Annotated in this window: 20 protein-coding genes and 1 pseudogene; 11 read left to right on the top strand and 10 right to left on the bottom strand. The window is 71.7% G+C overall.

Annotated features, from left to right (window positions below; translation table 11 throughout):
• The first annotated feature begins 70 nt into the window (after nucleotides 1–70).
• Together ACWDZ4_RS00495 and ACWDZ4_RS00500 are read left to right on the top strand one after the other, a co-directional pair.
• Complete coding sequence (locus ACWDZ4_RS00495; protein WP_451506249.1) at nucleotides 71–2,965, top strand: DEAD/DEAH box helicase; 2,895 nt, start codon at nucleotides 71–73, stop codon at nucleotides 2,963–2,965.
• On the top strand, nucleotides 2,962–4,167 hold the full coding sequence (locus ACWDZ4_RS00500) for an SWIM zinc finger family protein (protein ID WP_451506250.1): 1,206 nt from the start codon (nucleotides 2,962–2,964) through the stop codon (nucleotides 4,165–4,167). The genes ACWDZ4_RS00495 and ACWDZ4_RS00500 overlap by 4 nt, the downstream gene beginning before the upstream one ends.
• A 234-nt stretch (nucleotides 4,168–4,401) precedes the next feature.
• On the opposite strand, the gene ACWDZ4_RS00505 is transcribed toward ACWDZ4_RS00500, so the two are convergent.
• Nucleotides 4,402–5,100, bottom strand: a complete 699-nt coding sequence (locus tag ACWDZ4_RS00505) for a DUF2293 domain-containing protein (protein WP_451506251.1) — start codon at nucleotides 5,098–5,100, stop codon at nucleotides 4,402–4,404.
• Nucleotide 5,101: 1 nt separating this feature from the next.
• Nucleotides 5,102–5,560: a hypothetical protein gene (locus tag ACWDZ4_RS00510; RefSeq protein ID WP_451506252.1), complete on the bottom strand. Its 459-nt coding sequence runs from the start codon at nucleotides 5,558–5,560 to the stop codon at nucleotides 5,102–5,104.
• 76 nt (nucleotides 5,561–5,636) lie between these two features.
• Here ACWDZ4_RS00510 and ACWDZ4_RS00515 point away from each other — a divergent pair.
• From ACWDZ4_RS00515 to ACWDZ4_RS00530, 4 genes and pseudogenes are all read left to right on the top strand, one after another.
• A pseudogene (locus ACWDZ4_RS00515) lies at nucleotides 5,637–6,012 on the top strand (DUF7873 family protein); the annotation flags it as partial.
• Between the two features lie 339 nt (nucleotides 6,013–6,351).
• On the top strand, nucleotides 6,352–6,825 hold the full coding sequence (locus ACWDZ4_RS00520; protein ID WP_451506413.1) for a cupin domain-containing protein: 474 nt from the start codon (nucleotides 6,352–6,354) through the stop codon (nucleotides 6,823–6,825).
• A gap of 82 nt (nucleotides 6,826–6,907) precedes the next feature.
• Nucleotides 6,908–7,153, top strand: coding sequence for a hypothetical protein (locus ACWDZ4_RS00525; RefSeq protein ID WP_451506253.1), 246 nt, complete (start codon nucleotides 6,908–6,910; stop codon nucleotides 7,151–7,153).
• 7 nt (nucleotides 7,154–7,160) lie between these two features.
• Nucleotides 7,161–7,847 carry a uridine kinase gene (locus tag ACWDZ4_RS00530; RefSeq protein WP_451506254.1) on the top strand — a complete coding sequence of 229 codons (687 nt, stop codon included), beginning with the start codon at nucleotides 7,161–7,163 and terminating at the stop codon, nucleotides 7,845–7,847.
• Between the two features lie 135 nt (nucleotides 7,848–7,982).
• Here the strand turns inward: ACWDZ4_RS00530 and ACWDZ4_RS00535 are convergent, their stop codons facing one another.
• The 3 genes from ACWDZ4_RS00535 to ACWDZ4_RS00545 form a co-directional block, all read right to left on the bottom strand.
• Nucleotides 7,983–8,234 (bottom strand): hypothetical protein, encoded by a 252-nt coding sequence (locus ACWDZ4_RS00535; protein WP_451506255.1) that lies wholly within the window; start codon nucleotides 8,232–8,234, stop codon nucleotides 7,983–7,985.
• A gap of 717 nt (nucleotides 8,235–8,951) precedes the next feature.
• On the bottom strand, nucleotides 8,952–9,965 hold the full coding sequence (locus tag ACWDZ4_RS00540; RefSeq protein ID WP_451506256.1) for a carbohydrate kinase family protein: 1,014 nt from the start codon (nucleotides 9,963–9,965) through the stop codon (nucleotides 8,952–8,954).
• Entirely contained in the window at nucleotides 9,962–10,879 is a 918-nt protein-coding gene (locus ACWDZ4_RS00545; protein WP_451506257.1) for a pseudouridine-5'-phosphate glycosidase, read from the bottom strand. Before ACWDZ4_RS00545 ends, ACWDZ4_RS00540 begins: the two co-directional genes overlap by 4 nt.
• A gap of 89 nt (nucleotides 10,880–10,968) precedes the next feature.
• On the opposite strand from ACWDZ4_RS00545, the gene ACWDZ4_RS00550 reads away from it, so the two are divergent.
• Nucleotides 10,969–11,394: a VOC family protein gene (locus ACWDZ4_RS00550; RefSeq protein WP_451506258.1), complete on the top strand. Its 426-nt coding sequence runs from the start codon at nucleotides 10,969–10,971 to the stop codon at nucleotides 11,392–11,394.
• A 49-nt stretch (nucleotides 11,395–11,443) separates the two neighbouring features.
• On the opposite strand, the gene ACWDZ4_RS00555 is transcribed toward ACWDZ4_RS00550, so the two are convergent.
• Complete coding sequence (locus ACWDZ4_RS00555; protein ID WP_451506259.1) at nucleotides 11,444–12,904, bottom strand: WGR domain-containing protein; 1,461 nt, start codon at nucleotides 12,902–12,904, stop codon at nucleotides 11,444–11,446.
• 250 nt (nucleotides 12,905–13,154) lie between these two features.
• Between ACWDZ4_RS00555 and ACWDZ4_RS00560 the strand changes: the two genes are divergently transcribed.
• Nucleotides 13,155–13,517 carry a cupin domain-containing protein gene (locus tag ACWDZ4_RS00560; protein ID WP_451506260.1) on the top strand — a complete coding sequence of 121 codons (363 nt, stop codon included), beginning with the start codon at nucleotides 13,155–13,157 and terminating at the stop codon, nucleotides 13,515–13,517.
• Here ACWDZ4_RS00560 and ACWDZ4_RS00565 read toward each other — a convergent pair.
• The 4 genes from ACWDZ4_RS00565 to ACWDZ4_RS00580 form a co-directional block, all read right to left on the bottom strand.
• Complete coding sequence (locus ACWDZ4_RS00565; RefSeq protein WP_451506414.1) at nucleotides 13,507–14,826, bottom strand: MFS transporter; 1,320 nt, start codon at nucleotides 14,824–14,826, stop codon at nucleotides 13,507–13,509. The genes ACWDZ4_RS00560 and ACWDZ4_RS00565 overlap by 11 nt on opposite strands.
• 56 nt (nucleotides 14,827–14,882) lie before the next feature.
• Complete coding sequence (locus ACWDZ4_RS00570; RefSeq protein WP_451506261.1) at nucleotides 14,883–15,515, bottom strand: hypothetical protein; 633 nt, start codon at nucleotides 15,513–15,515, stop codon at nucleotides 14,883–14,885.
• Between the two features lie 66 nt (nucleotides 15,516–15,581).
• Nucleotides 15,582–16,136: a methylated-DNA--[protein]-cysteine S-methyltransferase gene (locus tag ACWDZ4_RS00575; protein ID WP_451506262.1), complete on the bottom strand. Its 555-nt coding sequence runs from the start codon at nucleotides 16,134–16,136 to the stop codon at nucleotides 15,582–15,584.
• Nucleotides 16,137–16,184: 48 nt separating this feature from the next.
• Complete coding sequence (locus ACWDZ4_RS00580) at nucleotides 16,185–17,066, bottom strand: glycerophosphodiester phosphodiesterase (RefSeq protein WP_451506263.1); 882 nt, start codon at nucleotides 17,064–17,066, stop codon at nucleotides 16,185–16,187.
• 251 nt (nucleotides 17,067–17,317) lie between these two features.
• Here ACWDZ4_RS00580 and ACWDZ4_RS00585 point away from each other — a divergent pair, with 251 nt between their 5' ends.
• From ACWDZ4_RS00585 to ACWDZ4_RS00595, 3 genes are all read left to right on the top strand, one after another.
• Nucleotides 17,318–18,121: an MHYT domain-containing protein gene (locus ACWDZ4_RS00585; RefSeq protein WP_451506264.1), complete on the top strand. Its 804-nt coding sequence runs from the start codon at nucleotides 17,318–17,320 to the stop codon at nucleotides 18,119–18,121.
• A 50-nt stretch (nucleotides 18,122–18,171) separates the two neighbouring features.
• Nucleotides 18,172–20,304 carry an excinuclease ABC subunit UvrB gene (gene uvrB / locus ACWDZ4_RS00590; protein WP_451506265.1) on the top strand — a complete coding sequence of 711 codons (2,133 nt, stop codon included), beginning with the start codon at nucleotides 18,172–18,174 and terminating at the stop codon, nucleotides 20,302–20,304.
• 133 nt (nucleotides 20,305–20,437) lie between these two features.
• Nucleotides 20,438–21,016, top strand: coding sequence for a TerD family protein (locus tag ACWDZ4_RS00595; protein ID WP_451506266.1), 579 nt, complete (start codon nucleotides 20,438–20,440; stop codon nucleotides 21,014–21,016).
• Nucleotides 21,017–21,034 lie beyond the last annotated feature (18 nt).

Here is a 21,034-nt window from a genome sequence, read left to right on the forward strand (position 1 = left end):
ACGTGGACAGAGACAAGCGCGGCGAGCGGGACGCGGGATGTGCGGGACGGGGGGTGAAGCGATGGCAGGCATGGGACGACGCGCCGCGGTCTTCCTCCCCGCCGAGCTGCCGCGCGAAGGCAGGATCGCCCTCTGGGACCCCGAGGGCGGCGCCCTGCCCGAGACCTCCGCGTTGCCCGAGACCTCCGCGGAGATCACGGTCGTACGACGGCACGGGGCCCGGGGCACCGCCGTACGCCGCCACACCGTGCCCGCCGTTCTCCTCCCCCTCTGCGACGCGCTGCCGCTGCTGGTCCGGGCCCGCCACGATCCCGCCGCCCACCCCGCCGCCCGCTGCTGGGGCGCGGCGGCGCTGCACGCCCTGCACCTCGCCGCGCGGGGCCGGCTGCTGCCCGGACTGACCTCCGGGGACCATGACGCCTGGCGTGCCGGGCCGCTCGACGCCGACGACATCGCGCAAGTACGGGCCATCGCCGCGGCCATGCCCGCCGAGGCGCACGCGGTCCCGCTCGCCGGGCGGACACCGCTCCAGCTGCCCGACCCCGAAGCCCTGGTGAAGGCGTTCCTCGACGCGGTCGCGGACATGCTGCCCCGGACACCTTCCGCGGCGTACGCCGTGGGAGCGCCCTTCGCGGCCCGCGCCGCCCAGCACCTTCCGGAGCTGCGGGAGTGGGCGGCGGAGGTCGCGGCCGGGGTGGACGCGGGGGTGCGGGTGTCACTGCGCCTCGACCTGTCCCAGTTCGAGATCTTCAACAGCACGGACCACGGATCACCGGACGGAGAGGGCGAAGGGGACGGAGGGGGCGGAGGAAGCGAGGAGACGGACAGGGCCGTCGACGGGGACGGCGGCGACCAGCGCCGGGCGGGCGCGGCCCTGGTCCAGGTGCACAGCCTGGCCGACCCGACGCACGTCATCGACGCGGCCGCCCTGTGGGCCGACGGCGGCAGCGAAGGCTTCGGCCCCCGAGCCCGCGTCGACGCGGTGCTGGCGCTGCGCCGCGCGGCCCGTGTGTGGCCGCCGCTCGGCCGCCTCCTGAGCCGCCCGGTCCCCGACGTACTGCCGCTGTCGGAGGACGAGCTGTACGAGCTGCTGGGCCCGGCGGCGGCCAGGCTCGGCGCTGCCGGCGTGGCCGTCCACTGGCCCCGCCGGCTGGCCCGTACGCTCACGGCCACCGCGGTCGTACGTCCCGCGCCCGGGTCCGCGACCGACGGCACCTCCTTCTTCGACGCGCAGGAACTCTTCGCCTTCAGCTGGCAGTTGGCGGTCGGCGGCGAGCCGCTCAGCGAGGCGGACATGGACGCGCTCGCCGAGGCGCACCGCCCGATCGTCCGCCTCCGGGACCAGTGGGTCGTCGTCGACCCGGCGCTCGTGCGCAAGGCGCGCAAGCGTGAACTGGGCCTGCTGCAGCCGGTGGACGCGCTGGCCGCAGCCCTCACGGGCAGTGCGGAGGTCGACGGCGAGCAGGTCGAAGCGGTCCCCGTGGGCGCCCTGGCCGCGCTCCGCGACCGCCTCACGGCCGGCACCGGCGAGGAGGCGCTCGTGCCCCAGCCGCCCGGTCTCGACGCGACCCTGCGCGACTACCAGCTGCGCGGTCTCGCCTGGCTGGACCGGATGACCTCCCTCGGTCTCGGCGGCTGCCTCGCCGACGACATGGGCCTCGGCAAGACGATCACGGTCATCGCCCTCCATCTCCGGCGCGCCCGCAGCGCCCCCACCCTCGTCGTGTGCCCCGCCTCCCTCCTCGGCAACTGGCAGCGCGAGATCACCCGCTTCGCGCCGGGCGTCCCCGTCCGCCGCTTCCACGGCGCGGCCCGCACGCTCCACGACACCGGCGGACCCGACGGCGGTTTCGTCCTCACGACGTACGGCACGATGCGCACCAGCGCCCCCGAACTGGCCGCGCACACCTGGGGGATGGTCGTCGCCGACGAGGCACAGCACGTCAAGAACCCGTACTCCTCCACGGCGAAGGCGCTGCGTACCATCCCCGCCCGCGCGCGCATCGCCCTGACCGGCACGCCCGTGGAGAACAACCTCTCCGAGCTGTGGGCCCTCCTCGACTGGACGACGCCGGGCCTGCTCGGCCCGCTCACCTCCTTCCGCGCCCGCCACGCGCGCCTGGTCGAGAGCGGCGAGGACGACGAGGCGGCCGAGCGCCTCGCCCGTCTCGTACGTCCCTTCCTTCTGCGCCGCAAGAAGTCCGACCCGGGCATCGTGCCGGAGCTGCCGCCCAAGACGGAGACCGACCACCCCGTCTCCCTCACCCGGGAGCAGGCGTCCCTCTACGAAGCGTCCGTACGGGAGTCCATGGCGGCCATCGAGGGGGCGGAGGGCATCGCGCGCCGAGGTCTCGTCATGAAGCTCCTCTCCTCCCTCAAGCAGATCTGCAACCACCCCGCGCAGTATCTGAAGGAGGACACCCGGCGCCTCACCGGCCGTTCCGGCAAGCTCGAGCTCCTCGACGAGCTCCTCGACACGATTCTGTCGGAGGGCGGCTCGGTCCTGGTCTTCACCCAGTACGTGACCATGGCGCGCCTGCTCGCCGGCCACCTGGCGGCCCGCGCGGTCCGTACCCAGCTCCTGCACGGCGGAACGCCCGTCGCCCAGCGCGAGGAGATGGTGGACCGCTTCCAGTCCGCCGAGGTCCCCGTCTTCCTGCTCTCCCTCAAAGCGGCCGGCACCGGACTGAACCTCACCCGGGCCGCCCACGTCATCCACTACGACCGCTGGTGGAACCCGGCGGTCGAGGACCAGGCGACCGACCGGGCGTACCGCATCGGACAGACCCAGCCCGTGCAGGTGCACCGCCTGATCGCGGAGGGCACGGTGGAGGACCGCATCGCCGAACTGATCGCGTCCAAGCGGGCGTTGGCGGACGCGGTCCTGGGCGGCGGAGAAGCGGCCCTGACCGAGCTCACCGACCGCGAGCTGGCCGACCTGGTCTCGCTGCGGAGGCCGGCATGAGCGCGAGCGGCGGCAAGACCGGCAGCAGCTGGTGGGGCAGCGCCTGGACCGAGGCGCTCGAAGCGCTGTCGCTCGACCCGGCCCGCCTCGCCCGCGGCCGTACGTACGCCAGTGAGGGCAACGTCGGCGCCATCAGTGTGGCGCCGGGCCGGATCGTCACGTACGTACGAGGCAGCCGGCCCCGCCCGTACCGCACGGAGATCCGCCTGCGCGCACTCGACGACGAGGACTGGGAGCGGTTCCTGGCGACGGCGGCGGCCAGCCCGGCCCACATCGCGGCCCTGCTCGACAAGGACATGCCGCACTCCCTGGTGGATTCGGCGGCGGAGGCGGGCGTGGACCTGCTGCCGGCCCCCGGCGATCTGGTCCCCTCCTGCTCGTGCCCGGACCGCGGCCACCCCTGCAAGCACGCGGCCGCTCTCTGCTACGAGACCGCCCGCCTGCTTGACGCCGACCCCTTCGTCCTGCTCCTGATGCGCGGCCGGGCCGAGCGCGACCTCCTCGACGACCTCGCCCGCCGCAACGCCGCCCTCTCCGTCCGTGAGAAGCCGGCGCCGCCGCCCTTCCCCGGTGTCCAGGCCGCAGCCGCCCTGGCCCCGCGCACGCTCCCGCCGCTGCCGGGCCCGCTGCCCGTACCTCCGCACCCCGGCCACGCCTGTGGCGCGTACCCGGGCACCCGGGGCGCCCCCGACCCGCTGACCCTGGACCTCCTGGTGACGGACGCGGCGGCCCGCGCCCACACGCTCCTGACCAGCGGCACCGACCCCATCGCGACGCTCACGCCCTGGCAGGACGCGGTCCGCCTGGCGGCCGCCCAGCCCGGCTCGGGCCTGACAGCCGCCACGCGCACCCTGTACGCCGCACTCGCCCGCGCGACCGGCCGCACCCCCACCGACCTGGCCCGCGCGGTGGCCGCCTGGCAACAGGGCGGCCCGACCGGCCTGTCCGTCCTCGAAACCCCCTGGGACCCCCCGGCGGGCCCCTTCGACCGGGCCCGCCCGGCCCTGGCCGCCGCCGGCCTCCCTCGCCTGCGCCCCCACCGCAACCGCCTCGGCGACGCGGAACGCGGCATCCAGCTCCGCCTGGGCCAGGACGACCGCTGGTACCCCTACGAATCGGACCCCGGCACGGACGACTGGTGGCCGACGGGCACCCCGGACAGGGACCCGGTGGACGCACTCACCGCGCTGCTCGACACCTGAGACGGCGCGGCGCAGTCACCTCTGCGGTGGCCCCGTGGCCGGCGAGGCGCACCCGTCCCCGACGGGCCGGCGGCGCCGGCGGGTGCGAGCCGCTCGCGCAGATCGAAGAGCCCGCCCGCACAGTGCACGTCGGGGTGGATGACGCGCGATGCGGCGTTTTCGCAGATCGCCTCCGGCCTCGCACTGCTCCACTGCTCCACTGCTTCTGTCCGTGCGCGTGGACGAACCGATCGGTCAGTCGGCGGAACAGGCCGTTCGAGTGAGTCCCGGCGGCGGTGTTCGCCAGCCGGTGAGGACCGCGTCTATCGCGGCTGCCACGCTCGCCCGCGCCTTCTTTCTCGGTACGCCGCTCATCAGCAGCGCGTCGTACGCCGTGTCGACGTGCCGTACGGACGCCCGTACCGCCGCCGTCACCGCGCCCTCGTCCAGGGAGCGGCCCGCCGCGCTGCGGCCGACCCGGCCGCTGCCGCGTTCCGAGGCGTGGGTGGCGACCGCCTGGGCCCGGGACGGCGGGCAGGACGGGAAGAGGCGCAGGATCTCGGCGGCCAGGGCGGCGGTGAAGCGTACGTCCTCGGCCGCGCGGCGTGCCGCGTCGCGTTCGCGGCGGCGGGCGCGGGCGTCGGCGTCCGCCAGGCAGGCGGCCTCGGCGCGGGCCAGGGCCGCCTCCTCCACGAGGATGCCCTGGCGTTCGTACCGGGTGCGGCGCCTGTTGTGGCGGACGACGACCGCCCAGAGCGAACTGGCCTCGCGGGCCCGGCGGGTGAGGGCGGCGTTGCCGCGCGGAAGGTGGACGAGGTGGCCCAGGTCGGCGCAGTCGAGGCAGTACGGGGCGTTGTGCTCCAGGACGAGGAGGGGGAGCGGGCCCCGGTGGCACTCCGCGCAGTGGAGGCGCGGTACGAGGGGAGCGACGACCACCGGTTCGGCGCCGGGCACGTCAGCGGACTCCCGGCGCCGCGGCCGCGATGAACGCGCGCACCGCCTCCTGCGCCTCTTCCGAGCGCAGCGAGCGCTCCGTCTCGTCCGCCGCCTCGTGCATGCGGTTCGTGGCTTCGAAGGCCGAGACCGCCAGGTGTACGGCGGCGTTGTCGTCGCACACCAACTGGACGCGGTAGAGCGCCTGCCGGGCGGCCACGCGCAACCGGTACGACTCCATGCGGGCCGATTCGGCACTGTCGCTGCCCGGCGCCTCGCTCTGGCGGTGCCAGCGGTCGTTCTGGCCGCGCCGGTAGTCGACGACCGCGCCGGCGAAGGCGCTGTACGCGGAGATCCGCTCCTGACGGAGCTGTTCGGCGCGGGCCAGGGCGGCGGTGCGCTCTGCTGTCTGACGCTGGAAGAAGTGCGTCACCACCGAGCCGAGCAGGGTGCCTATGACGGCGACGAGGGCTGTCCCCATGGTGCGTACTCCCCGGAAGTCCCAAATAATCGTTCGAGTGCGGGCAGGCGATGTCGTTGGCGTCGTGGACGTGGATGTGGCGGAACTCAATCAGATCATCGCAGTGGAGAAAGGCGTCAAGTCCAAGGCGCAGCAGGACCTGGCGGCGGCCCACCACGGCCTCCGGAAGCCGGCGCTGCTGGCGGGCATCTCGCGTACGTACCAGCCCAAGGAGGAAGAGGGGGAGAGCAGGTTCCGCCCGAGTCCACGGGGTCCAGGTCGAGGCCGAGGACGTCCTGCGGGAGACCGCGAAGACGCTGCCCTGGCTGTTTGACGTGACTGCCACCAAGGACTGGGCCAACTGCGAGGCCCGCGCCGATGTGACCGTCGACGGGTGGGTGCTCGTGAGCGCGGTGCCGGTCTCCTGTCTGCTCTTCCTGGAGAAGCGGCTGACGGACATCTACGCCTTCGTGCATCCGGGCCTCTTCAACGGGCGGCGCATCAACCAGGTGGTATCACACAGGGACCGGGGGCCGACTACGCCCCCGGCCCCGCTTCCTCCGGGCTCGGGTGGGCCGGGGCACGCCGGTCGCAGCGTGTTTCCGATCTTTCCAAAACCGTCGTGCGCAACCCCTGGGGCGCGTGGTGTGTCTCGGATACGGTGAGGCGATTTCGGTGATTTCAGTGATCGCGGCGGCGGGGACTCCGATCGAATCCCTGGAAGATGCCCGGGAGTTGGAGGATTTCGCATGGGAATCTTGGGATTCTTGGGGTTGGTGCGGAGCGGTAAGCAGGCGCGGGGGCGCAAGGGCATGGTCTTTGGCGGGTGCCTGGCGGCGCTCGGCATGGTGCCGTCCGCCGCACTCGCGACGCCCGGGAGCGGAGTGAGCGGCACGGTGCTCGCCACCGGCACCTCCGCCGGGACGATGAAGGTGAAGACCAAGGGGCCCACCGATGTGGTCGTACGCACCATCACCATTGCTCCGGGCGGCTCCACCGGCTGGCACCACCATCCCGGACAGCTCATAGCCGTCGTACAGAAGGGCACGCTGTCCCGGACGCTGGAGGACTGCTCCGTCGAGACGACGACAGCGGGCCAGTCCTTCATCGAACCGTCCGGAGTCAAGCACCGGCACATCGGGCGCAACCTGGGGAGCGAGCCTGTGGTGCTGTACGTGACCTACATGCTGCCCACCGGCAGTCCGCTCTCCGTCGACGCCGACGCGCCGGCGTGCGAGACGGGCAAGACGAGTGAGACGAGTGAGACGGGGAAGGCAGGGGAGTAGGCGGCGCATGGTGGAGGTGCTGCTCGGTGTTGCTCAGGGGGCTGCGACTGCGGGCGTGGCGGCTGCGGCTAGGGTCGGCTGTATGACTTCGGACCTCTGGGCCTCGCTGCCCGCCGCCGTACGCGAGAAAGTCGACGAACTCGTCGTCCAGGGGCGGTCGGTCCAGGCCGTCTTCGCCATACGTTCCTCCGGCGTCACGCCGAGGCCGGGACTGCGCGCCTGTCAGGACGTGATCGCCGAGCGAGGTGTCGTGCTCGCCGACCGGTTCGACGAGCGGGGCGGGTCGGATCAGACGGATGAGGCGGACCGGCCCGTGCCGCCTGCATGATGGGGCTGTGCAGTTCGAAGCGATCACCTGGGAACGGCTGACCGACGCCCTCGCCGACCACCTGGGTCACGGGGGACACCCGGGTCACGGGGGCCACCCGGGCAGTCCGGAGCCGGCGGCGGGCGGGGAGCCGTCGCCGTGGCTCAAGGCCGCCGTCGACGGCGCGCCCGCCGCCCGTACCGGCGAGATCGCCGGGCGCCTCGCCGAGGCGTTGCGGCTGCGCGGCCGGACGGTTGTGGTCGTCGACGCGGAGGGATTTCTGCGGTCGGCTTCGCTCCGCTACGAGTTCGGCAAGGAGGACCCCGACTCGTACTACGACGGCTGGTTCGACATCGGCGCCCTGCGGCGTGAGGTCTTCGGGCCCCTGGAGCCCGGCGGGACCGGGCGCGTTCTGCCCGACCTGTGGGACCCGGCCACCGACCGCGCGACGCGCAGTCCGTACGTACAACTGCCGGCCGGTGGTGTGCTGTTGCTGCACGGGCCGATGCTTCTGCGGCACTGGTTTCCGTTCGACCTGACGGTGCATGTGCGGTTGTCCGCGGGGGCGTTGGAGCGCCGGACCGAGGAGAGGGCGAAGTGGACACTGCCCGCCTTCGCCCGTTACGAGCGGGAGGTGCGGCCGGGAGAGACCGCCGACGTGCTCGTACGGGCCGATGATCCGAGGCATCCGGCGTGGACGAGGCTGCGTGGTTAGGGCGTGTTCTGCCCGGCGGAGCCCCGGTTCGCGAAGGGGTGATGCGGTCCGTGATCCCGCGCGCGGAGTAGGCCACCCGCGGTACTTCGCCGATCGGCGCCGTGGCCTTGCGGCCGTACAGCGTGGGGCAGAGCGTCAGACCGTGCCCCGCCGCCTCCACCCGGTGGTGCGCACCCATCGGGCGCAGCCGCAGCACCCCGGGCCCGGCCCCCGGCCCCCGGGTCCCGGCTCCCAGTGGACATTCGGATGCAGGCCGGTGAAGAGCGCGGCGGCCCCGCCCTCCGCGAGGCGCTGCGCGCGGTGGAGGATGCCGGCTTCGAGTACGGCGCGCATGCGCGGCCAGGACGGTGCGACGGCGTGCTGCCAGTACGCCTCCAGGGTGTCCACCGGTCCGGTCGCGCAGCGCGGCCGGACCGGTGGACAGGGCGTGGCGGAGTACGGTCGGCAGCTCCTCGCCGGCGTACGCCGACGAGGAGGTCGGCCGCGGCCTTCGCCGGGTCCGCCGTCCGTACGGCCACCAGCTCCTCCGCCATCCCCGACGTGCGGGCCCGGGGGCGCGGCGTGCTGAAGTCGGGCAGCCGGCGGCGGTTGGTGACGAGGGCCGTGAGGAGGTCCGCGTCGAGGGGTCTTCCGGTGCCGAGGACTCCCTCGCGTATCAGCTCCGACCGGTGCGGATGCGGGGGGGAACTCGCCGGGGTCGCGCAGCGCCCACCGGCTGAAGGACATCTCCTGGGGCGGGGAGAGGGCGAACCGCACCTGGGTGAGACCGTCCACGCCCACCAGAATCTCGACCACGCCGCGCGCCCGCCCGTCCACTTCCACTTTCATTTTCACTTCCACCTCCACGCCGATCCTGTAGAACCAGCCGTCCATAACTCTCGCTGTCACTCGGCCGGGGTCACTCGGCCGGGCGACGCACGACACGGGCGTCCTCCCAGCCGTACCTCTGGCACCGGGCGGCAGAGGGCGCTGCTCGCCGGTCGCACGGCCGAGTCGAGCACCGACAGTCGGCCACCGGAAGCGCTACGAGCCACCACGAGTACAACAAGCCACCGCGAGAGCGACGGTTCCCGTAAGAGCGAAGAGTCAAGCAAGAGTGCCGAGTCACGGGAGAGGCGGCCGCCCGCCCACCAACGTCACGGCATGCGCTCCGGCCGCGCATCCCGCCACCGCGGCCTGCGCATCGTCCGCCCCGGCGAGGCGCGCCGCAAGGAACGCCCCGCTGAACGCGTCACCCGCACCCGTCGAGTCCACGGCCTCCACCAGGGTGGCCGGGACGCGGTCCCGTACGCTGCCGGCTGTGGCGAGCAGCGCACCTCCGGCGCCCAGAGTGACGGCGACGCGTGGAAAGCGGCGGCTCAACTCGGCTGCGGCGTCGGCCGCTTCCGGCAGCCCGGTGAGGAGCCGGGCTTCGTCCTCGTTGGGCAGCAGCACGTCCGCCCCCGCTGCCGCATCCAGGAAACGGTCCACCCCCAGCTCGGCGATGAACCCCGCCGACGCCGGGTCCACACTCACCGTCACCCCTCGCTTCCGGGCCTCCAGAAGGGCGAGGCGGGCCGTCCGCCGGCTCGTATCGGCGAAGAAGAGGTAGCCGGAGAGATGGAGATGGGCGACGCCGTCCAGGAACGACGCGGACCAGTCGGCGGGAGAGAGGCGCAGGGCGGCGCCGCTGTCGGTGAGGAACGTGCGCTCGGCGGCGGCGTCGACCAGGGATATGACGGTGGCCGTCGCCGTCTCCCCGTCGAGTACGACCTGCGGCCGCACCCGCGCACGCCGCAACCGTTCCTCGTGCCAGGCACCCGCGTCCGCGCCGACCCGCGCCAGCAGCCGTACGTCCGCGAGCCCTGTGTACGCCGCCCAGCAGGCCACGTTGGCACCCGCCCCGCCCGGTAGTGTCCTGATCTCCGCCGCCGTGTCGGTCGCCGGCGCGAGCGGTGTGCGATGGCGGGCCACGACATCGGTGACCACGTCGCCGACCACCAGCAGCGCGCCGCCCGAACCGGAGCGCCTGTCCTCGGTCCCGCCCTTGTCGCCACCGTCGCCCGTACCTCCTCTCGTACCTCCTCTCCTGCCTCCTCCCACCCTGCTTCCAGCACCTTCTCGCGCTGCCCGGCTCATGCCCGCGCCCACGCGGCCGCGATCTGCGCCGCCAGCCGTACGTTGCCGCGCACCGCCGCCAAGTTGGCTTCCAGGGAGGCGCCCTCCGTACCCCGCACCAGATAGTCCAGCAGGAACGGTGTGACCCCCTGGCCCGCGATTCCGCGCTCCCTGCACTCCTCCAGCGCCTGAGCCAGTACCCGGTCGTGCAGCGCCGGATCGAGCTGCTCGGCCTCCGGTACGGGGTTGGCGACGACCAGCGCCGCTTCCGGCCCGCCGAGCGCGTCCTGGGCGCGCATCACCGCAGCCACCTCACCGGGCGTCCGCGCCGTCCAGTCGACCGACTCCCCCGAGCTGCTCAGATAGAACCCCGGAAAGCGCTCCGTGCCGTACCCGAGGATGCCGACCCCCAGCGTCTCCAGCCGCTGCAACGTCGCCGGGACGTCGAGGATCGACTTCACCCCCGCGCACACCACCGTGATCCGCGTCCGCGCCAGCAGCCCCAGATCCGCCGACTCGTCCTGCGTCTCGGTCCACTCGCGGTGTACGCCGCCGAGCCCGCCGGTGGCGAAGACACGCAGACCGGCCCGTGCGGCCAGAAACGCCGTCGCCGACACGGTCGTCGCCCCGTTCGCCCCCGTCGCCAGCGCCGGTGCGAGATCGCGATGACCCAGCTTGCGTACCGAATCGTCGTTCGCCACCCGCTCCAACTGGGCTTTGTCCAGGCCGACATGAGCCCTGCCGTCAAGGACGGCAATGGTCGCGGGAACGGCTCCGACGGTACGTACCACCTCCTCCAGCTCCTCCGCGACCCGCAGATTGCGCGGGCGCGGCAGACCGTGCGCGATGATCGTCGATTCGAGGGCCACGACGGGGCGACGCCGTTCCAGCGCCTCCCGCACCTCCCCGGACAGCAGCAGCGTGGTGTCAGGCATGCCCCCATTCCTGGCACACCGTCCGGGCCCGCAAACGTTCCGCGGCGCGTCCCTTGTGTCCGTCGACGATCACGCCGCAGCCTGTGTGGATGACAGAAACGCATCTCGATCACGTCGTGCTGTGGGTGAACGACCCCCTTGCCTCGCTGGAGTTCTACGAGAAGACCGTCGGTCTGACAGGCGTACGAGCCGCCGAGTTCGCGGAGGGCAAAGTGCCCTTCCCCTCCGTGCGCGTCTCCGCGGAATCGCTGCTCGACCTCGCCCCGATCACCATGGCCGGGGCCATGAACGCCATCCCCGGCGCCGGGGGCACGGCAGGCCACCCGGTGAACCACGTCTGCCTCGCCATGGACAAGCAGGCATTCGAGGTCCTGCACGGCCGGCTGGCGGACAGCGGCGTCGCCGTCTCGCCGTACTCCCACAACAGCTTCGGCGCTCGTGGGGCCGCTCCCCGCTCCTTCTACTTCCGCGACCCCGACGGGAACATCATCGAGGCCCGCCACTACGGCGGGTGACGAGTTGCAAGCAACGAGTGAGAGTGACGAGCAAGGGCTGATGCGTGGCCTACACCAAGTGCTTTATCTCGCCCCGGACCCGGTAGAACCCGCCCTGCGAGGTGTGCAGCGCGTCCACGACATAGCGGGCGCCGACCTGGCGTATGGAACGCGGGAACTGGACGTTCCAGGAAGGATCGTAGCCGTCGGACACCACGTGGATCCGCAGCCGGCCGTCCGCCCCCTGGACGCATTCGACGACCACTCCGGCCCCCGGCGAGGGCACGGAACTGACCGTGGCAACGGTCGCCGTCGGCACATAAGTGGGCAGCGCCGCAGCCTGCTTGATGTCGAGGGCGACCGGCACCGAACCGGACTGGGCCGCCGAGATCGCCGCCTCGCTCGCGTCGATGCACGCCAGTGAGCCGTCGGTGGTGACGATGTACAGCTTCTCGTCGCGGTACTGCATGGACAGCGCCGAGCCACTGCCCGTGCCGAGCTTCCACAGCCGGGTGCCGTCGGCGTCGAAGCAGTACACGGACGAGGACGAGTCACCCGCGAAGACGTAGCGGCCGCCCGGCGAGGTGGCACAGGAGTACACCGACGCGTCGCACCGGTACGTCGCCTCGACGCGGCCGGTCGCCTTGGACAGCCGCTCGACGACGTGCCGGCCTGTGCCCGCGTACACGGCGGTGTCCTCCTGCCAGCCGAACAGGACGTTCCCCGTGGTGGTGGTGTGCCACAACTCCCCGCTGCCGTCGGTCGCGTAGGCCGTCACTCCACGGGTGTGCCCGTGGTAGACCGCTTCCCCGTCCGCCCGCACCATCCAGGCACTGCCGCCGGTCGAACGCCGTGACCACTGGAATTCGTCCTCGTGGTCGATCACGGTCAGGCCACCGCTGCGGTCCGCGACGTTCAGTACCCCCTCGTGGATGTCCAGCCAGAAGATGTCGACGTCCTCCGCGATCTCGTACGCGGCGAACGGCAGCTTCGACGACAGGTCGTACACCCTGCCGTCGTCACAGCCCGCGTAGATCCAGAAGTCGTCCGCGACCAGGCACTTCACACCGTCCGGCAGCCGGTACCTGGCCAGCACCTCGCCGTCGTGCCCCAGGGTGTAGACGTCGCCGTTCTGGTTGCCCACCCAGCAGCGGTCCTCCTCGATGTGAATGCCGAGAGCCGTCGCGCCCGTACGGAACCGCCACAGCACCGGCGCCGTCGCACGGGCCGTCGACGGCGCCGAAGTCACCTGGCGCCGTGTCACCGAACGCGCCGCGCGCTGACCCTGTACGGCTGTCGCGTAGCCCTTGCGGACCTTCTCGCCGATCTTCTTCGCCGCGGCGGCCTTCGCCTTCTCCAGGCTCGGGAAGGCCGAGATCTGCCGCTGTCCGTCCGCGCCGATCCGCCCGTACCGCACGCCCACGGTCGTCCCGTCCACGGTGACCTCGTAGAACTTGTGCGCACCGCCACCGTCCTGGGACAGCTCCAGATACGTCGTCTCCCGCGTTCCCCGCGCCGCAGCAGCGGACATGGCACACCCCTCCCCAAGGACCGTCCGTGGTGGCCGGTCTCCACTGATCCCAAAGTAGAGGCGACCACTGACAGCCGGCCCTCGGCGAGGAACCAGCGTCGGCGCATGGATCACGGCACAGCACTTCTACGGCCGACTGCTCTCACCTGGAACGAGCCGGACCGTACGTACGGGTTTCTCCCCGCCAGTACGGACAGCTGACCGGTACTGACAAATTCAGCGGCAAGGATGCCCGCTAAGGTGGCGCGCCATGACGACCATTGATCAAGGCCCCGCCTCGTTCTCCGTACACATCCCGGACGCCGACCTCGAGCCCGAGCCGCTCGACCCCGACCAGATCGTCTCCGGCGATCCGGTGGTGACGGGCAAGGTGCTGTGGGAGTCGCCCGACGGCAAGCAACTGCGCGGCATCTGGCAGATCACGCCCGGCGTGGTCACCGACACCGAGGCCAACGAACTGTTCGTGGTGGTCAGCGGGCGTGCGACGGTCGAGGTGGACGGCGGCGACATCCTGGAGATCGGGCCGGGGGACGCGTGTGTGCTGCGCGAGGGGGACCGTACGACCTGGACCGTGCACGAGACGCTGCGCAAGGCCTACCACATCAGCCTTTAGCGGTCGGTTCCGCCGGTTCGGTCGGTTCTCCTGCTCCGATCGGGTCGACCGGGTCGGCTGTCCGGGGTGCGGCGGCCGTGCGGCTGCGGGCCGACAGCAGGGCGAGCACGGCCATCGGCAGCAGCAGGCAGGCGCCGATCGCGTTGAGCCAGCCGTAGCCCGCCTGCGAGACGATCAGGCCGGCGGCCGCGCCGCCGATGCCCGCCGCCGAGTTCATGGTCAGGTCGGACAGACCCTGGACCGCGGCGCGGGCGGGCTGCGGCACCGAGTCGGTGAGCAGGGCGGAGCCCGAGACCAGGCCCGCGGACCAGCCGAGGCCGAGCACGAAGAGACCGGCGGCGGTCTGGGCGTGGCTGGGGCCCGCCGTGCCGGCCAGCAGGGCGGCGAGGCACAGCAGCCCGGCCGCCAGGCCGATGACCGCGAGGCGCCCGACCCGGTCGGACAGCCAGCCCATGACCGGAGAGAACGCGTACATACCGGCGATGTGACCGCTGATGACAAGGCCGACGAGTTCCAGACGGGCTCCGTGGTGGCCCAGGTCGACCGGGGTCATCACCATGATCGAGACCATCACGGTGTGCGTGACGGCCACCGTCACCAGGGCGAGCCTGGCCCGCGACGACGCGGCCACCGCCGCGATCCCGGCGCGCAGGGAACGGCTCTGCGCGGACTGCGATTCCTCCGGGGCCAGGGCCCTGGCGGTGAGGAGCGGATCGGGGCGCAGAAGTACGGCGACGACCAGTCCCGTGACGAGGAAGATTCCGGCAGCCCACAGGAACGGACCCGCCGTCTCGGGTATGGAGGTGCCGGCGAAGGACCGGCCCGCCGGGGCCGCGATGTTGGGGCCGAGCACCGCGCCGATCGTCGTGGCCCAGACCACCGTCGAGATGGCGCGGGCACGCCGGTCCGGCTCCGCCAGGTCGGCGGCGGCGAAACGCGCCTGGAGGTTGGCCGAGGACGCGGCACCGAATCCGGCCATGCCGGCCAGCAGCAGCGGAAAGTTCCCGATGACGGCGGCGACGACCACGAGCGCCGCGCCCAGTGCGCCGATCAGATAGGCGAGGACGAGTCCCGGGCGCCGGCCGCGTGAGGTCATCAAGGAGGCCAGGGGGATCGACAGCAGGGCCGTGCCGACGACGGAGGCGGTCGGAGCGAGTCCCGACACGGCTTCCGTGCCGCTGACCTCGACCGCCAGGACGGGCGCGAGGGCGATACCGATGGGCACGCCGAGACCGCCCAGGATCTGGCTCACGACGAGTACGGCCGAGGTACGCCGCCGGAGTGCGCGCAGTGCCTCGGGCCCGGGCACGGCCGCTGGCGCGGCTGTTGTGCCGGCTGTCCTGCCGGTCGTCTTGTCGGCCGTGCTCACCGTGTGCAAGCCTTTCCGCCGGCGGCCGCGAACGCTGCGGCTGCGGTGACAGGGCGGTTCGTGCTGCGCCGCCCCTCGTCGGACACCTTGGACGGCAGGCCGTCCCGGAGGGAGAGCGCGGGTCCGCGCAGCTGCATCATCCCGGCCGGGCGGCCGAGCAGCCGGAAGTGCAAGTGGGCCCCGCCGTCACCCCTCTTGGTGATGTGTACGCGCGCGATGCCGCCCAGCGACATGGTCGCGCGCTCCACGCGCCGGAGCATCGGGCCGGCCTCGGCGGCCCGGCCCGCAGGCAGGTCCGGCAGGTCATAGGGGCCGTGCGGCTCGAGCATCACGAGCGCGGACAGTCCGGCGGACCCCGGGGCCACGTCCACCCGCCCGTGCTCGTCCGCCCACAGCGCGTCCTCCGCCGTCCGTCCGCACACCCCCCAGCCCTCGGGCTCGTCCTCGCCGTCGCGCGGGGACTCGGGCAGCACGGGCGCTTGGAGGGGCTTGACCCGCATCTCCCCCTCCAGCGGGAAGATGTCCCAGGTGACAGAGGAATCCTCGGAGACCGGCAGGCTCTCGCCGATCGGCAGACGGTCGGCGAAGGAACCGGATCCTGGCTCGTGTGCGGCAGGGAGGGTAGTCACCGCCGCAGTGTGCCAGCCCTTACGCACGTACGGAACCGAGAAAACCTCCGCGAAGTCCGCCCCGGCTCAGAACAGTGGTCGCGGCAGCACCCCTTCGAGAGCCAGCAGCGCCCGTTTGGTCTCCAGGCCGCCGCCGAACCCGCCGAGTCCGCCGCCGCTCTCCACCACCCGGTGGCAGGGCACCACCACGGGCAGCGGATTCGACCCCATCGCCGCGCCGACCGCCTGCGCCGCACCGGGCTGCCCGACCCGCCCCGCCAGATCGCCGTAGCCGACGACCGTGCCGTACGGAACACCGGTCGCCAGCTCGCGCAGCACCTGCCGGTTGAATCCGGAGGTGAGCGACCAGTCCAGTGGCAGGTCGAAGTCGCGCAGGTCACCCGCGAAGTACGCCGTGAGCTGCCGTATGGGCTCGGTCAGCCGCGCGGAGGCCGGCGCCTCCGCCACCTCGGCGCCCAGCCGCGCCCGCAGCCGGCCGAGCGTCTTCTCCCGCACCTCGGGACCGGCGTGGAAGACCACGCACACCAACCCCTCACCGGTGGCGGCGAGCAGCAGCGGGCCGACGCCGCTGTCGCCACTGCCGACGACCGCCCATTCCACGAACTGCCCGTCGCTGTCCATGCGCACCACGGTACGGCCGGGCACTGACAGCCCGGCCGGTTCCGGGCCTCACCGGCCGACGGCGTCCCGGACGATGTCGGGGTTGTTGGTGATGATCCCGTCCACGCCGAAGCCGTCGACCCGCGCCGCGGCCGCCGCCGTGTTCACCGTCCAGGTGTTGACCTGGAGCTGCTTGCCGTGTGCGCCCTTCAGCCTGTGCACGGCCGCCACGTAGTCGGCCGTGAGCGAGGTGTGCGTCGGGTTGATCTGGTCCGCGAACTCCGCGTACTTCGGCAGGTCGGCGACCGGGGGCGTACCGAGGAAGCCCGTCGTGACGTCGGGCCGCTGCTCGTGCACCGCCTCCACGCTGTCCGCTCCGAAGCTCTGGATGACGAGCTTGTGCTTGACGTGGTGGCGGTTCAGCCACCCCTCCTCGCGCAGCACGCGCAGGGTGTCCTTCTCGATGCCCGGGTAGATCTCGGGCTTCTTGATCTCCAGGAGCAGCTTCTGGCGGTTGCGCTCGACCCGGTTCACGTACTGCTTCAGGGTCGGCACGCGCGCGCCCGTGAACTGCGGGCCGAACCAGCTGCCCGCGTCCAGCGTGGCGATCTCCGCCGCGGTGAAGTCCTTGACCTTCCACGGCGACCGGCCGGGGAAGACCTGTTCCACGTTCGTGGTCCTGGCGAGGCTGTCGTCGTGCACGACCACCAGTTCGCCGTCCTTGGTGCGGTGGACGTCGTTCTCGACCCACGCGAAGCCCATCCGATCGGCCAGGTCGACCGCCGCCAGCGTGTTCTCGGGCGCGTACGCGGACGCGCCCCGGTGGGCGATGACGGTGGGCTCGTCGTGGGGGCCGGCGGCAGTGGCTGCCTGTGCGGCCGTGCCGGACAGCAGCAGTGCGGCGGCGCCCAGGAGTGCGGCGGTCCTGGCCGAGGCGGTGCGTGCGTACACAAGGACTCCTCACATCGAGTGATCACGGACAGTCCGAGAGTGACAGCAAATGACCAACGATGGACAGGCGAAGGATGGCCACGAAATGAACGAAACCACCCGTGTCGCGTCGCACGGCGGTTTTACCCTCCACGAATTGCTGAAAGAAGGTGTGCGGGTCACTCGGCCCGGCCTACTCTCGCCCGACCGGGCCTCCGTACCACCGGCAGGGCTCTCTCCCCCAGCGACCGCGGCCGAAGGGCACACAGGGCATGCAGGGCACTGTCGACGGATTCAGCCACGGCCTCGTCACCCCGGTCGCGGCGTACCTCATGGCGTGCCTCGGCGGCGCGCTCGGACTGCGCTGCATCGCGCGCTCGCTCCTGCACGAGCGCGGCTGGAAGCCCGGCTGGCTCGCGCTCGGTGCGACCGCCATCGGCTCGGGCGTCTGGACCATGCACTTCATCGCGATGACGGGGTTCACGGTGGAGGAGACCCCGATCACTTACGACGCCCCCCTGACGTACGCCAGTCTCGGTGTCGCCGTCGTCATGGTCGGCATCGGCGTCTTCATCGTCGGGTACCAGGGGGCCACTCCGATGGCCCTGGTCACGGGCGGCGCCGTCACCGGCCTGGGGATCGCTTCCATGCACTACCTCGGCATGGCCGGAATGCGTCTGCGAGGCCGGCTCGAGTACGACACCCTCACCGTCGGGCTCTCCGTGGTGATCGCGGTGGTGGCCGCGACCGCCGCGCTCTGGGCCGCCGTTTCGATCCGCGGGCTCCTGCCCGGCCTGGGTGCCGGCCTCGTCATGGGCCTCGCCGTGAGCGGCATGCACTACACCGGCATGGCGGCGCTCAGCGTCCATCTCCACGGGGCCTCGGGCGCCGTCGGCGGCGAGGCGTCCCTCCTGCTCCTCGCGCCGATGCTGACCGGTCCGGTGATCTTCCTGTTCCTGGCGGGCGCGGCCGTGATGTTCGACCCGCTGATGGTGAGGGGACGCCCCGGCCGGCAGCGTCCCGCCGGAGCGGACGCCTTACGTCCGGTCCCGGACGCGGCGTCGCGGCGCCGGTGACCCGGCGCGATCGCCGCGTGAGTGTCAGTGCCGGGTCGTACGGTTGATGCATGCGGCCCGTTTCCAAGATCGAACGTACGGTGGCGCCCTTCGAGGTCGTCAGTTCCTACCAGCCCAGCGGCGACCAGCCGGCGGCCATCGCCGAGCTGGAGCGGCGCATCCGCGCAGGTGAGAAGGATGTCGTCCTGCTCGGCGCGACCGGCACCGGCAAGTCGGCGACCACCGCCTGGATGATCGAGAAGCTCCAGCGCCCCACCCTCGTCATGGCGCCGAACAAGACCCTCGCCGCCCAGCTGGCCAACGAGTTCCGCGAACTCCTGCCGAACAACGCCGTCGAGTACTTCGTCTCGTACTACGACTACTACCAGCCCGAGGCGTACGTCCCGCAGTCGGACACCTACATCGAGAAGGACTCCTCGATCAACGAGGAGGTCGAGCGGCTGCGCCACTCCGCGACGAACTCGCTGCTCACCCGCCGCGACGTCATCGTGGTCGCCTCCGTCTCCTGCATCTACGGCCTCGGTACGCCGCAGGAGTACGTGGACCGCATGGTGCCCCTGAAGGTCGGCGAGGAGATCGACCGCGACCAGCTGCTGCGCCGCTTCGTCGACATCCAGTACACCCGCAACGACGTGGCCTTCACGCGCGGCACCTTCCGGGTCCGCGGCGACACCATCGAGATCTTCCCGGTCTACGAGGAACTGGCCGTCCGCATCGAGATGTTCGGCGACGAGGTCGAGGCGCTCTCGACCCTCCACCCGCTCACCGGCGAGATCATCAGCGAGGACCAGCAGCTGTACGTCTTCCCGGCCAGCCACTACGTCGCCGGACCCGAGCGCATGGAGAAGGCCGTCAGGGGTATCGAGAAGGAGCTGGAGGAGCGGCTCGCCGAGATGGAGAAGCAGGGCAAGATGCTGGAGGCCCAGCGTCTGCGCATGCGCACCACGTACGACCTCGAGATGATGCGCCAGATCGGCAGCTGCTCCGGTATCGAGAACTACTCGATGCACATGGACGACCGCGCGCCCGGCACCGCGCCCCACACCCTCATCGACTACTTCCCCGAGGACTTCCTGCTGGTCATCGACGAGTCGCATGTCACCGTGCCGCAGATCGGCGCGATGTACGAGGGCGACGCGTCCCGCAAGCGGACCCTCGTCGACCACGGCTTCCGGCTGCCGTCCGCCCTGGACAACCGCCCCCTGAAGTGGGAGGAGTTCCAGCAGCGGGTGGGCCAGGCGGTCTACCTCTCGGCCACCCCCGGCGCGTACGAACTCTCGCGCTCCGACGGCTTCGTGGAGCAGATCATCCGCCCCACCGGTCTCATCGACCCCGAGGTGGTCATCAAGCCCACCGAGGGGCAGATCGACGATCTGGTGCACGAGATCAGGAAGCGCACCGACAAGGACGAGCGCGTCCTGGTCACGACCCTCACGAAGAAGATGGCCGAGGACCTCACCGAGTACTTCCTCGAACTCGGCATCCAGGTCCGCTACCTGCACAGCGACGTCGACACCCTGCGCCGCGTCGAGCTGCTGCGCGAGCTGCGCGCCGGTGAGTACGACGTCCTGGTCGGCATCAACCTGCTCCGCGAGGGCCTCGACCTGCCCGAGGTCTCACTGGTGGCCATCCTCGACGCCGACAAGGAAGGCTTCCTGCGCTCCGGAACCTCCCTGATCCAGACCATCGGCCGCGCGGCGCGCAACGTCTCCGGCCAGGTCCACATGTACGCCGACAGGATCACCGCGGCGATGGAGAGGGCCATCGACGAGACCAACCGGCGCCGGGAGAAGCAGATCGCGTACAACACGGAGCACGGGATCGACCCGCAGCCGCTGCGCAAGAAGATCAACGACATCGTCGCGACGATCGCGCGCGAACAGGTCGACACCGAAGAGCTTCTCGGCTCCGGCTTCCGGCAGGCGAAGGACGGCAAGGGCGCCAAGGCTCCGGTCCCGGCGCTCGGCGGCAAGGCGGCCAAGGCCGGTGGCAAGGCGGGCAGGAAGGGCGAAGTGCTCACCGACCGCCCGGCCGCGGAACTGGCTTCGCTCATCGAGGAGATGACCGAACGGATGCGCGCGGCGGCCGCCGAGCTGCAGTTCGAGGTGGCCGCGCGGCTGCGCGACGAGGTGGGCGAGCTGAAGAAGGAGCTGCGACAGATGAGGGAGGCGGGACAGGCCTGACGGGACGGCACCTGGTGTGTTGCAAGACCGACACAAAGTACCCGCGGGTTGTGTCGGCCTCGGCGTGACTGCGTAGGGTGCTGGACAGCCGCACACACGGGCGGTGGTGGCGTTTGTGGAGAGGGGACAGCGCGTGACGGTCAACATGACCAAGGGTCAGGCCATCAGCCTGCAGAAGAGCGACGGGGGAACCCTGACCGCTGTGCGCATGGGGCTCGGGTGGCAGGCCGCGCCGCGTCGCGGTCTGTTCGGCTCGCGCACCCGGGAGGTCGACCTCGACGCCTCGGCGGTCCTGTTCGCGGACAAGCAGCCGGTCGACGTCGTCTTCTTCCGTCACCTCGTCAGCGACGACGGCTCGGTGAAGCACACCGGTGACAACCTGGTCGGCGGCGCCGGTCAGGGCGGGGACGACGAGGCGATCCTCGTCGATCTCCAGCGTGTGCCGGTCCACATCGACCAGATCGTCTTCACGGTGAACTCCTTCACCGGCCAGACGTTCCAGGAAGTGCAGAACGCGTTCTGCCGCATCGTCGACGAGACCAACGGCCAGGAGATGGCCCGTTACACGCTCGACGGCGGCGGCCAGTACACCGCCCAGATCATGGCCAAGGTGCATCGCGCCGACGCCGGCTGGAAGATGACGGCCATCGGCAACCCCGCCAACGGCCGCACCTTCCAGGACCTGATGCCGTCGATCCTGCCGCACCTGTAAGCAGGCATCTGCCGCAGT

The sequence above is a fragment of the Streptomyces sp. NPDC003016 genome (assembly GCF_053591455.1).